Source organism: Alcaligenes phenolicus, from assembly GCF_032063905.1.
Classification (GTDB): domain Bacteria; phylum Pseudomonadota; class Gammaproteobacteria; order Burkholderiales; family Burkholderiaceae_B; genus Alcaligenes; species Alcaligenes phenolicus.
Genome location: NZ_DAMBOE010000005.1, coordinates 194,878 through 207,465, shown reverse-complemented (window position 1 = coordinate 207,465; position 12,588 = coordinate 194,878). Strand labels below are relative to the sequence as shown.

13 protein-coding genes are annotated in these 12,588 nt (G+C 57.1%); 8 read left to right on the top strand and 5 right to left on the bottom strand.

Translation table 11 applies throughout. From position 1 onward, the window contains the following. Entirely contained in the window at positions 1-960 is a 960-nt protein-coding gene (locus tag U2949_RS12350) for a TPM domain-containing protein (protein WP_257723377.1), read from the bottom strand. 20 nt (positions 961-980) lie between these two features. Further along, complete coding sequence (locus tag U2949_RS12345) at positions 981-1,601, bottom strand: LemA family protein (RefSeq protein ID WP_026483839.1); 621 nt, start codon at positions 1,599-1,601, stop codon at positions 981-983. 426 nt (positions 1,602-2,027) lie between these two features. On the opposite strand from U2949_RS12345, the gene U2949_RS12340 reads away from it, so the two are divergent. From U2949_RS12340 to U2949_RS12325, 4 genes are all read left to right on the top strand, one after another. Beyond that, entirely contained in the window at positions 2,028-3,491 is a 1,464-nt protein-coding gene (locus tag U2949_RS12340; RefSeq protein WP_026483840.1) for a DEAD/DEAH box helicase, read from the top strand. 64 nt (positions 3,492-3,555) lie between these two features. Further along, complete coding sequence (locus tag U2949_RS12335) at positions 3,556-4,179, top strand: LysE family transporter (RefSeq protein WP_009460249.1); 624 nt, start codon at positions 3,556-3,558, stop codon at positions 4,177-4,179. A gap of 97 nt (positions 4,180-4,276) precedes the next feature. Continuing rightward, positions 4,277-5,890: a peptide chain release factor 3 gene (locus U2949_RS12330; protein ID WP_257723376.1), complete on the top strand. Its 1,614-nt coding sequence runs from the start codon at positions 4,277-4,279 to the stop codon at positions 5,888-5,890. 108 nt (positions 5,891-5,998) lie between these two features. Further along, positions 5,999-6,622 carry a hypothetical protein gene (locus U2949_RS12325; RefSeq protein WP_009460251.1) on the top strand — a complete coding sequence of 208 codons (624 nt, stop codon included), beginning with the start codon at positions 5,999-6,001 and terminating at the stop codon, positions 6,620-6,622. Positions 6,623-6,758: 136 nt separating this feature from the next. Here U2949_RS12325 and bfr read toward each other — a convergent pair whose 3' ends face one another. The 3 genes from bfr to U2949_RS12310 all read right to left on the bottom strand — a co-directional run bounded on the left by bfr (position 6,759) and on the right by U2949_RS12310 (position 8,791). After that, complete coding sequence (gene bfr, locus U2949_RS12320) at positions 6,759-7,235, bottom strand: bacterioferritin (protein ID WP_009460252.1); 477 nt, start codon at positions 7,233-7,235, stop codon at positions 6,759-6,761. 270 nt (positions 7,236-7,505) lie between these two features. Then, on the bottom strand, positions 7,506-7,775 hold the full coding sequence (locus U2949_RS12315) for a (2Fe-2S)-binding protein (RefSeq protein WP_009460253.1): 270 nt from the start codon (positions 7,773-7,775) through the stop codon (positions 7,506-7,508). 131 nt (positions 7,776-7,906) lie between these two features. After that, entirely contained in the window at positions 7,907-8,791 is an 885-nt protein-coding gene (locus U2949_RS12310) for a LysR family transcriptional regulator (protein WP_026483843.1), read from the bottom strand. 173 nt (positions 8,792-8,964) lie between these two features. Between U2949_RS12310 and U2949_RS12305 the strand changes: the two genes are divergently transcribed. From U2949_RS12305 to U2949_RS12290, 4 genes are read left to right on the top strand one after another with little or no spacing between them, the layout of a single operon-like run. Further along, on the top strand, positions 8,965-9,585 hold the full coding sequence (locus U2949_RS12305; RefSeq protein WP_026483844.1) for an isochorismatase family protein: 621 nt from the start codon (positions 8,965-8,967) through the stop codon (positions 9,583-9,585). A gap of 35 nt (positions 9,586-9,620) precedes the next feature. After that, positions 9,621-10,622: a TRAP transporter substrate-binding protein gene (locus U2949_RS12300; RefSeq protein ID WP_009460256.1), complete on the top strand. Its 1,002-nt coding sequence runs from the start codon at positions 9,621-9,623 to the stop codon at positions 10,620-10,622. Positions 10,623-10,680: 58 nt separating this feature from the next. Further along, positions 10,681-11,199, top strand: coding sequence for a TRAP transporter small permease (locus tag U2949_RS12295; protein WP_026483845.1), 519 nt, complete (start codon positions 10,681-10,683; stop codon positions 11,197-11,199). A gap of 1 nt (position 11,200) precedes the next feature. Then, entirely contained in the window at positions 11,201-12,499 is a 1,299-nt protein-coding gene (locus U2949_RS12290; protein WP_026483846.1) for a TRAP transporter large permease, read from the top strand. Positions 12,500-12,588: the final 89 nt, after the last annotated feature.

Genomic DNA, 12,588 nt, shown 5'->3' with positions numbered 1-12,588 from the left:
TTACCAACTACCGGAAGCGCCACCGCCTCCGCTACCGCCACCACCACCGCCGCTGCCCCCGCCAAAACCGCCGAAGCCACCACCGCTGCTGCCACCATTCCCGCCAAAACCACCGGAGGAATAACCGCCCAAGCCGCCAATGACGCCACCACGGCGCGAGGCGCGCCCGGAACTGGACTTGCCGCCTGCCCCAAAGAGCCGGCCAATCATGCTCAAGCCTGCACCAACAACAGCCGCAAGCAGGGCCAGGCCAATACTGCCCGACACCACCAGCGTGAACACACCAGCAGCAAAGGCGGCAAACAAAGGCGAAGCAAAAAATACAATCGCGCCTACAGCCAGCAAAGGTTCCCAGAACACGCCTTCTTCACCCGACGAGGTGACAGGTGCATTTTCAGGAGGGGGGGGAAGCTCTTCGCCGTTGACCAGACCCACCAGACTATCGGCTGCGGCCTGGATACCGGCGTAAAAATTACCTTCGATAAAACGAGGCGTCATCTGTTCGCGAATGATGCGCCCAGCCTGCAAGTCCGTGACCGCACCTTCCAGGCCATAGCCGGTCTGGATACGCATGCGGCGATCATCCTTGGCCACTAGCAGCAAGATGCCATCGTCCACTTTCTTGCGGCCAATTTCCCACTGATCAAAGACACGCAACGCGTATTGTTCGATGGTTTCTTCGCCCGTAGTGGGCACCATCAGGATCACGACTTGTGCGCCCTTTTCCTGCTCCACGGCTTTGAGCTGCTGGTTCAGGGCTTCTTTTTGATCCGGGCTGAGAGTACCCGTGGTATCCGTCACCCACCCCGCAATGGCGGGAACAGGTTCAGGTTTGGCCTGCGCCTGCGTCCAGGGCCAGCACAGCAATAACAAGGCCATCAACAAGCCACAGGCCCAGGCCAGCCTGCCAGAACGTGCAGACCCAGGCCCAGCAGTCAGTGCAAGATCGTGCACGTTCATGGTGCCACCTCCAGAATTAATCAAGACCCGGCAGGAGCGGGAGTCGCAGGGATATCAAACTTGACCTCGGGGTCACGCGTGATTTCGCCTTGACGATCCACACCGTAGTTTTCCTTGACCTTGTAGCCAAACAGCTTGGCGGTAATCAGGGTAGGGAACTGACGGATGAACAGGTTGTATTCCTGCACCGTCTGTACATAGCGGCCACGTTCGGTGGCAATACGGTTTTCCGTGCCTTCCAGCTGCGTCATCAAGTCGCGGAACAGGCCATCGCTTTTCAGTTGCGGGTAGTTTTCCGACACGGCGATCAGACGCGATAGCGCCGAAGACAACTGATTCTGGGCTTCCTGGAAGCGAGCCATCACTTCGGGGTTGTCCAGATCATCCACTTTCATCTGAATGGTGCCGACCTTGGCGCGCGCCTCGGTAACCTGCGTCAGCACCGCGCGCTCGTTCACCATGTAGGCATTGACCGAGCTGACCAGCTTGGGCACCAGTTCGGCGCGGCGCTCGTATTGATTCAAGGTTTGCGACCAAGCGGCCTTGACCTGCTCGTCCAGGCGCTGGATCTCGTTATACCCACAACCAGACAGCAAAACCGCCACGCTGCTGATAAAGACCCATCGTATCCATGATGTCATGATTTTTTTCCTGCAAAAATAAGCAGATAAACAACAAAAACGGGTTACGACCCATTTGCTCGGGCACGTGCCAAACAGAGCCCGGCGGTCCGTGCACGCCAAGCGTAAACCGCGTACCGCAGCATAACAAGTACGTCTATGGCGACGCTTAACAATTTCTGTCAAATCCGGCAGGGCAATCCGCCTGACCGTTTACGCTTGAAGCAGGTTGTTTTAACGCTACCGCTCAAAATGATACAAGATGGTCAATGAGGATTTTTACTAATTTCACGCTATAATGGCAGATTGCGCAGCGCACCAATCACTGCGCCTCTTGCAGCAGGCGGCGTTCTTGCCCCTGCCGTGGCATTGTCGCCATAACAAAACACCTTAGCCTGGATTGGTAGGGCCCCAAAGAGGGCTTTTGGGCTAGTCACTGGAAAATTCTTGGACTCTCAAATCACTTTTGCCTCTCTTGAGCTGGCAGAACCTCTGTTGCGTGCTGTAACCGACGCAGGCTATACCCACCCCACCCCTATTCAAGCCCAGGCCATCCCCAAGGTCATTGAAGGTGGCGACCTGTTGGCTGCCGCTCAAACCGGCACCGGCAAAACCGCAGGCTTTACCCTGCCTATCTTGCACCGTCTGCTGAACAACCCTCAGCAAAACCGTAAACCAGGCCGCCCACGTGCGCTGATCCTGGCCCCGACCCGTGAACTGGCCGCCCAGGTTGAAGAATCGGTACGTTTGTACAGCCAGCACACTCGTCTGCGCTCGATGGTCATGTTTGGTGGCGTGAACATCAACCCCCAGTTCCATGCGCTGCGCAAGCCCCTGGACATTCTGGTGGCTACTCCTGGCCGTTTGCTGGACCACGTGCGTCAACGCACCGTGGACCTGACCGGCGTGGAAATCCTGGTACTGGACGAAGCCGACCGCATGCTGGACATGGGCTTTATCCGCGACATTCGCAAGATCATCAGCCTGATGCCGGTTGATCGTCAGACTCTGCTGTTCTCGGCGACTTTCTCGGACGAAATCCGTGAACTGGCCCGTGGTTCGCTGAACAACCCTGACGAAGTGGCCGTTGCTGCCCGCAACACCACCAACGAACTGATTACCCAGCAAGTGATTCTGGCTGACCAGGCACACAAGCGTGACCTGCTGAGCCACATCATCCGCGAAAGCGGCTGGAACCAGGTTCTGGTGTTCTGCCGCACCAAGCACGGCGCCAACCGTTTGGCCGAAAAACTGTCCAAGGACGGTATGGCCGCTGAAGCCCTGCACGGCAACAAGAGCCAGGCGGCTCGTACCCGTGCGTTGGCCGGCTTCAAGAACGGCAAGGTTGTGGTGCTGGTTGCCACCGACATCGCCGCACGTGGTCTGGACATTGATCAACTGCCTTACGTGGTCAACTTCGAACTGCCTAACGTTCCTGAAGACTACGTTCACCGCATTGGCCGTACTGGCCGTGCCGGTAGCGAAGGCGTGGCCCTGTCGCTGGTGGATCGCAGCGAAATGCGTTTGCTCAAGCAGATCGAGCGCATGACCCGCAATCCTATCGAGCGCATCGTGGTGGAAGGCTGGACGCCTCCTTCGCGCGCCGCTCTGGCTGAAGAAGCCAAGGAAGACACCTACGCAGAGCGCCGCTTCAACAGCGCTCCTGGCGCTCGTGCTCCTGGTACCCGTCGCCCTAACGGTGGTGGTCAAGGTCGCTCCGCTGAAGGCCGTGGTGGCAATGGCGAAAGCCGTCCGCGCCGTCCAGGCAACGACAACCGCCCACGTCGCAGCGCCGCTCCTGGCGGTGCAGGCGGTGGCGCAGCCCGTGCAGGCCAAGGTCGCCCCGGTGGCCGTCAGGACAGCCGCGGCCCGAACCGCAGCAACCGCAGTTCCGCACAAGCCAAAGCCTAAACCCTGCAAAGGGGCTGTGCCTGCCAAAGGCGGGCACAGCGCCCGCCTTCGAACCGAGCACACCATGGCACTGAGCACCTGGCTCGCCTTTTTCGCGGCTTCCTGGGTTATTTCGTTTTCACCTGGCCCAGGTGCGATTTCCTCCATGTCCTCCGGCCTGAAATACGGCTTCAAGCGTGGCTACTGGATGGCTATAGGCCTGAATATCGGGATCATGATCCAGATATTCATCATCAGCCTGGGATTGGGCCAAGTCCTGGCGCGCTCGGAACTGGCGTTTACCACGCTTAAATGGTTGGGTGCCGCCTACCTGATTTATCTGGGCTGGAAGCAATTGCGCACCGACGCCATGCCGGTGCAGGTCACAGGTCAGGAACCCAGCGACTTTCGTATTCGCGATTTGTTGATACGGGGTTGCCTGATCAATATCACCAACCCCAAGGGTCTGGTATTTTTACTGGCCATCATGCCCCAGTTTCTGGACTTGAATCGGCCCATGCCGCTGCAATACCTGCTGATCGCCATGACCCTGTGCTTTACGGATCTGGTGGCCATGGGTTGCTACACGTCGCTGGCCGCTCGCATGTTGCATTTGCTGCGTCAGGCCAGCCATGTACGGCTGCTGAACCGCGTGTTCGGTTCGCTATTTATTCTGGCAGGGACGGTATTGGCCAGCGTGTCGCGTTAGCCTTGTGCACGCATCAGCTTGCCCCCAAGCCCTGCTTTACGGATAATTCGCTCACTGTTTTCCACGCGCCAGACTGGCGCTGCCACAAGGATTTTCAATGTCGTCCGGTGACATACGCTCTGAAGTCAAGAAACGCCGCACCTTTGCCATTATTTCTCACCCTGACGCGGGTAAGACCACACTGACAGAAAAACTGCTGTTGTTCGCGGGTGCGATTCAGATTGCAGGTAGCGTCAAGGCCCGTAAAGCCAGCCGTCACGCCTCCTCGGACTGGATGGAAATTGAAAAGCAACGTGGTATTTCGGTGGCCTCCTCGGTCATGCAGATGGAATACCGCGACTGCGTGATCAACTTGCTGGACACCCCCGGTCACCAGGACTTCTCCGAAGACACCTACCGTGTGCTGACCGCCGTGGACGCCGCCTTGATGGTGATTGACGCGGCCAACGGTGTGGAACCGCAAACCATTCGCCTCTTGCAAGTGTGCCGGGCCCGCAATACGCCCATCATCACTTTCGTGAACAAGCTGGACCGCGAAGTTCAAGAGCCGCTGGATGTGCTGTCGGAAATCGAATCGCACCTGGGCATGGAAGTGGTGCCGTTTTCCTGGCCTATCGGGATGGCACGTCGCTTTGGCGGTGTGTTCAATCTGCGTGCCAATCATATGCGTGTGTTCAAGCCCGGTCAGGAACGTCATGGCGAGGATGAAATCATCCCCGGCCTGGACAACCCTGTGATTGCCGAACGTTTTGGCGAGCCCTTTGCAAAGGCTCAGGAAGAAATCGAGCTGCTGAACGCTGCAGCCCCCGAATTCGATCTGGACCTGTTCCTGGCTGGCAAGCAAACCCCCGTTTTCTTTGGCTCGGCCATCAACAACTTTGGTGTGCAGGAAGTGCTGGACGCACTGGTTGATCTGGCTCCTTCTCCTGGCCCACGCGCTGCCTTGCAGCGTGAAGTGCAGCCGGACGAGCCCAAGTTCAGTGGTGTGGTGTTCAAGGTGCAAGCCAATATGGACCCCGCCCACCGTGACCGCGTGGCCTTTGTACGCGTCAGCTCCGGCCATTTCAAGCGCGGGATGAAACTGAAAGTGTCGCGTACCGGCAAGGAAATTCGCCCCAATAACGTGGTGTCCTTCCTGTCGCAACGCCGTGAACTTCTGGACGATGCCTTTGCTGGCGACATTATCGGTGTACCCAACCACGGCATCCTGCAATTGGGCGATGTGCTGACCGAAGGCGAAAACCTGCAATTTACCGGGCTGCCTTTCTTCGCCCCCGAACTGTTCCAGTCCATTGAGGTCAAAGATCCTTTGCGCACCAAGCAATTGCGTACCGGCCTGACCCAGCTGGGTGAAGAGGGCGCCATTCAGGTGTTCCGTCCCCATATGGCAGGCGGCATGATGCTGCTGGGCGCGGTTGGCCAACTGCAGTTTGAAGTGGTGGCCCACCGCCTGAAAACGGAGTACGGTGTGGAAGCGCGCCTGTCGTCCAGCCGCTTCAATATGGCTCGCTGGGTAACAGCCAAAGACCCCAAGGACATGAAGAAGTTTATCGAGACCAACGCGGGCAATATTGCTTATGACGTGGTCGAGGCCATTGCCTTTTTAGCAACCTCGCCTGCGCAGTTGCGCGTGGCTCAGGAGCTGAATCCAGGCATTGAATTCCACGCATTACGTGAACATGGTGGACACGTTTTCGGGGATGCCGTCTAATTCTGTCACAAGAGCAGGGCCGACATTTCGCTACAATGACGGCTCTTTTCTTTTAATTACGCGCATCCGGCCGACCGGATTGCCCCTGATTCAACCGAGACATCGCTTATGCCCTGGCGTTTTATCATTGCTGTCTTGCTGCTGGCCGCAGGTGCTTCAGTGTGGGGCGGCCTGGAACTGGGGAACTGGCTAATCGCGCACGGCCCTGAAAAGTCCATGGCGGTCAGCACCCCCGACCCGTCAGACTTGCCTACGCTCGATGCCGATGGCAAACCCTTTACCGCGCAGCCGCCGCAGCCTTTACCCAATGGTCGCCTGGGCGTGCCACAAGCACCCACACCGATCGCTTGGGAAATCGACACGTCTACGCTGACGGAAGAAAAGCCACCTATTGCCTTGGCCACCACATCCATTTCGCTGGAGCAGGCCATTCAAATTGCCATGACCGAGCAGAACCGGGAGTTGCAAGGGATTGCCCGTGTAAACCTGGGCGGCTCCGAGCCTATCCAGCCGGTAGATGTAGGCACGCCCCCACCACCGCCACCACAAGATATTCAAGTGGCCGGCAACAATAACGGTGCCTGGCAGGCACAGCTGCAGCAAGAGTTGAATGCCTGTAGCCAAAAAGGCTTTTTCGATCGCCCAAGTTGTTCCTGGGATGCCCGCAACAAGTACTGCGGTCCGAACAATGCCTGGGGCAAGGTGCCTGGCTGCCCAAGCAAGTCCTTCTAAGCTGTCTGTAGTCGCTTCCCAGGCTACGCTGCCTTTGCAATTGAAGGCTTCGTTTCCAGAGCAGGAAGCTGCCAAGGACAATAAAAAAGCACCCGTTAGTAACGGGTGCTTTTTTTGGGTCTGACCAAACAAAGACTTATTCGTGGTCGCCCATCTGCGATTGCAGGTAGTTTTGCAGGCCCACTTTTTCGATCAGCTCCAGCTGTGTACCCAGCCAATCGATGTGCTCTTCGGTGTCGTCCAGAATCTTCAAGAACAAATCACGCGACACGTAGTCGCGGGTGGACTCACAGTACTCGATCGCCTCTACCACGGTCTGACGGGCAGCCTGCTCCAGCTTCAGGTCACAGCCCAGCAGTTCAGGCACGTTCTCACCGATCATGATCTTGTGCATGTCCTGCAGGTTGGGCAAGCCGTCCAGCATGAAGATGCGTTCGATCAGCATATCGGCGTGCTTCATCTCGCCGATGGACTCGTCATACTCGTGTTTGCCCAGCTTGTTAAAGCCCCAATGGTTCAACATGCGAGCGTGCAAGAAGTATTGATTGATTGCTGTTAGTTCGTTCTTTAGCTGCTTGTTCAGATGCTGAATTACCACTTTATCGCCAAACATGCTGTTCTCCTGTAAATCTGACGGCGCTCCCCCCAAGGAGCCGCCGAGCCCCCACAAATACTGCTCACGCCACAGATCGCACGCAGGCGCGATGCAGGCAAAAAAACAATGGGGGATGAATGTGACAGGCTACCATGCACGCATGTGCCATGGCTTAAAAAACAGCTAAACACCCAGAAAGCGTTGCACTTTTGGGTTAGTAACAGGACCAATAACAATCATTCCCACTAGCAATAGCGGGAATGGAAAATCCTGATCAAAAACACGCGCTTAGGCGCGACAAACAAGACGGCCGAACTCAGGAGCAGGGATCAGGCTGTCGTTGGCAGCGTAATCCACCCGGGCGGTTTCAAGACTGGCAATCATGGTCTGATTGGCATAACGTCCGCCGGGCAAATAGTCCTGAGCCGTCTCCGCGCAGCAGCCACAGCAAGACGCCACGCCAAGCTGACCCTGCAGGTCTGCCAGGCTGGAAGCGCCGCCACGTACTGCTTCTTGTACTTGACGCTCGGTGATCGCGTTACATATGCAGATAAACATGAGAACCATTATTATCAAGAAACCTGAAAATATCAAGAGTCATTCTCATTAAGAACTGTATTACACCGATATCGCCTTGAAAACGGCTTGCGGCCTGCCTTTGCGGTCTTGGTCTGAAAACGACAGTCGCATCAATTCTGCAACAGATGATCCATCAACAAGCGCGCGGCAGGCGACAAGCTATAGCGGCTACGCACACACAAGGCCACGCGGCGAGAGGTCCAGGGTTCCTTGATCACGCACAAGGCCAGGCCCAGGCTTTGCACATAGGATTCGGCCACGGAACGCGGCAACACGCCAATGCCAAGCCCCGCCTCAATCATGCGGCACTGGGCATCGTAACTGGTCACCTGCACGCGGCAACGCCAGGTGCGCTCCAGTTCGCTAGCGGCACGTAACAGCAGCAAATTGGGGTGACTGCCGGTGTGCATCCCCACATAGTCGAAATCCAGCGTGTCGGCAAAGGCCAGCTCCCCCCGTCCTGCCAAAGGATGGGTAGCAGGCACCAGCAACACCAGCTCGTCCTGGCGATAGTCGTAGTACTCCACCTCGGCACTGCCTACGCCTCGAATCAGTACGCCCAGATCAGCATTATTATCGGCCACCGCCTGGGCGACTCCAGCACTGATACGTTCCTCCAAGGACACCCGCACTTTGGGGTGACGCGCCATAAAAGAGCTCAAAGCCTGCGGCAAAAACTGCGTGATGGACGACAGGTTGGCCGCAATCCGCACATGCCCAGTGGCCCCGCCGGCAAAGTCGCGCATCAGCGCGCCCATGGCATCCATATCGTCCAGCAGGCGCTGGGACATGGCCGCCAATGATTTGCCCGCTGCCGTCGGATACACACCCTTGTTGCTGCGCTCGATCAGGGCTGCGCCCAGTTGCTGCTCCAGATCGCTCAGGCGCTTGCTGACCGCGGCAGGCGCAATATGAAACTGCTCGGCCGCCCCCGAGATGGTGCCGCGTTCCAGCACCAATAAAAACAGCCGTAAAGATTTGGGATCGATGTTCATAAGCCAGTATTCCATCCTAGGAAGGGCGGGTCGACAAGCACTCTGCCATCATCAATTGCGATAGCACCATCGCAATTTGACGCTGTACTCACGTCATTAGCGATGACAGACTACACACATAATACGGAACCTGATTATTTAAGTCAGGAATAGAGAGTGAGGGGAGAAACAAGATGCGCGACAGCGACAATCTGAAAGGGGGCTTTGACGGCACCCTGCCCATGGGGCAACAACCAGCTTTGGTCGTTATCGATTTTCAACGCGGCTTTACCGAGCCTGGCTTGACACCACTGGCCTCGAACTGCGACAGCCAGATCGAACAAACCAACACCCTGATTCGCGCCATGCGTGGCAAGGGTCGCGTTATTTTCACCATCATCGGCTACGAAGCCCATCTGGCCGACGCCAATCTGTGGCTGACCAAGGCCTCGTCCTTGCGCTGCCTGCTGCGTGGTTCGCCTGCCTGTGAGCTGGACCCGCGGCTGGACTACGACCCCGAACAAGACATCATCCTGTACAAGACCCAGGCTTCCGCCTTTTACGGCACGCCGCTGCCCGCCTTGCTGGCCCATCAGGGCTGCGACATGCTGATTGTGGCCGGTGCCACTACCAGCGGTTGCGTGCGTGCCAGCGTGGTGGACAGCTTGCAGTCGGGATTTGCCCCGTTCGTGGCTGAAGATGCGGTGGCTGACCGCTCGGCAGCCCAACATCGCAGCAATCTGATCGATATGGCCAGCAAGTACGCCGAAGTCCTGCCCTCGGCAGACTTGATCGCTCATCTACACACGCTTTAAACGCGCAACAAAAAAAGAAACCACAGGAGACTCTCATGAAAAAAGCCCTGACAGCGGCGATGGCCGCCTGCACCCTGGCGCTGGGCATCTCGCCCGCCCAAGCCCAAGAAGTTGAGCTGACTTTCTCAACCTATTTGCCTCCGGCCTACGAATACGCCTGGAAACCCATCGAGAACTTCGTTCAGACCGTGGAAAAAGAAAGCCAGGGTCGCATCAAGATCAACGTGTTCCATTCCGGTCAGTTGTTCGATGGCTACGAGGAGCTGCCAGCCTTGTCGCGCGGTGACGTGGACATCGTGAACATGACCAGCACTTATCCCAGCGGCACCGTGCCAGCGCTGAACATCTTTACCTTGCCATTCCTGTTTGACAGCACGGCTCACCTGAAGCGTGCTCTGGATCAAGGCCTGTTCAAGCTGGGTGCCGAGCAGGAACTGCGCGACACCCACGATGCCGTGGTACTGGGCCTGGCCCCTTGGGATCCGTACGAGTTCTACAGCCGCAAGGCCCCCATCAACTCCGCCGCTGACATCAAGGGCAAAGTCTGGGCATCGACCAGTTCCATGGACGCACGCGCCCTGCAACTGCTGGGGGGCTCGCCTACTGGCATGCCGTCTTCCGAGCTGTACCTGGCCTTTGACCGTGGCGTGATCGACGCCACCCCACGTCCATTGCTGACCGGCATCGGCCGCAACCTGTACGAGGTGGCCAAATACCTGTCCATCGCCAACTTCGGTATCGATGTGTCCGTGCTGACCATCAACCGCAAGAAGTGGGAATCCCTGCCCCCTGATCTGCAAGAGATCATCAGCAAGGCCGCCCACCAGCGCGACGAAGAACAGTTTGAGCGCGTAAACGCCTTTGTAGGCCAGGCCCTGCAACGCTACGAGCAAGCCGGTGTGACCATCAACCGTGTTGAGCCCGCTCAACTGGCCGAAATGCGTCAGCAAACCCAAGCCGCCATTGATGAATGGAGCAAGCAGGTTGAGAACGGTCCCGCCTATCTGGAACTGATCGAGAAAACCCGCCAGCCCTGATCACGCGTGACTGCGCGCCGGACCACCAACCGGCGCGCATCCCTCGTGTGGAGACACCATGAATCCACTTATTCATTTTCTGGGCGCATTTGCGCGCGGTAGCAACCGGCTCGCCATTCTGGTGGCCGAAGTTGCACTGGCCGCCCTGATGATTGCCTGCACCTACGGCGTCATTGCGCGCTACGTCTTTAACAGTCCCAGCATCTACATCACCGAAGTGTGCGTGTACTTGCTGCTGGTCTGCTCCTGGCTATCCATCGGCTGGGTTCACCTGGAAAACCGCCACGTCAGTGTCGAAGCCTTCCACATGCGCTTCTCGCCACGCGGCCAGCGCCTGGCCACCTGCATTTCGCAGCTGTGCATCTTGTTCTTCTGCCTGGTGCTGTTGTGGGCCGGTATTTCCGTGGTGGAAACCGCGATTGCCCGTAACTACCGCTCGGCCTCCATGCTGCGTTTCCCCCTGTGGATTGCCTACGGCATGATCCCATTGGGTGGCACCTTGCTGGGCCTGGCTACCCTGCGCCAGCTGTTCATCCCGAACAGTGTGGAATCCAACGACAGCATCAAGGAGTTCTGACATGGATTCCATGCTCATTTTCAGCCTGATGATGGCCTGCTTTGCCATCCTGATGGTTATCGGCACCCCCATTTTTGCCGCACTGGGTGTCGCCAGTATTTCCGGCATTCTGATGAAATCCGGCCTGGGCGGCCTGGACGTCATTCCCGCCACCTTGCACCGAGGCATGGCCAGCTATTCCCTGATCGCCATTCCGCTGTTCATTCTGATGGGTGAGGTCATTGCCCGCACCAGTATTGGCGGCAAGCTGTATCAGCTGTTCTATCTGTGGCTGAACCGCCTGCCCGGTGGTTTGGCTGTAGCCAGTGTGGGCAGCTCGGCCGTTTTCGGTGCCATGAGCGGGGTCAGCGTGGCGGGTGCCGCCACGATTGGTCGCTTTGCCATTCCAGAAATGCTCAAACGTGGTTACTCGCCCAGCCTGTCTGGCGGCACGATTGCTGCGGCCGGTGCCCTGGCTTTGCTGATTCCACCCAGCATTGGCTTTGTGCTGTATGGCGAAATGGCTGACCAATCCATCGGCAAGCTGTTCATTGGTGCCTTGCTACCCGCCTTGATGGTCACCGTCATGATGGTGATCTATGTAGCTCTGGTTGCGATATTCAAACCAGAGTCCGCACCGCGCAATTCGGAAGTCGTTACCTGGGCACAGAAACTGGCCGCCCTGAAAGACATCTGGGCCGCTTCCTTGCTGATTCTGCTGGTGCTGGGCACAATCTATCTGGGTATTGCTACTCCGACAGAAGCTGCCGGTATTGGTGCTGCAGGTGCGTTCATCATTGCCATTGCCTACAAGGAAATGAACTGGCGCACGGCCTTGCAGATTCTGCGCTCCACCGCCGTCACCAGTGGCATGATTTTGCTGATTCTGGCCGCAGCGCTGCTGTTTGGCTACATCATGACCCGCTTGATGATTCCGCAAAAGCTGGTGGCCCTGATTACGGCATCGTCTCAGCCAGCCTGGGTCATTCTCCTGTTCGTGCTGCTGTTCCTGATCGCCGTGGGCATGTTCCTGGATATTGTTTCCCTTATCCTGATCACCACACCTGTTTTACTTCCCGTTATTGTGGCGCTGGGCTACGATCCATTATGGTTTGGCATTGTGATGATTATCGCCTGCGAAATGGCCGTCATTACGCCGCCGGTGGGTTTGAACCTGTATGTAATCAAGGGCATTGCCCCACAAATATCGCTACAGCAGATTACACGCGGGGCTCTGCCCTTTGTGGCACTGGAAATTTTGGCGATTGTTATTTTGACAGTCTTCCCCGAAATTATTCTTTGGCTACCCAGAACGCTTTAAAAAACAAAACCCGCTTCATGCGGGTTTTTTTAATTTTCCATCCACGTTTTTTACGATGGCAGCATAATATTTGATTGCTTTTCCACTTT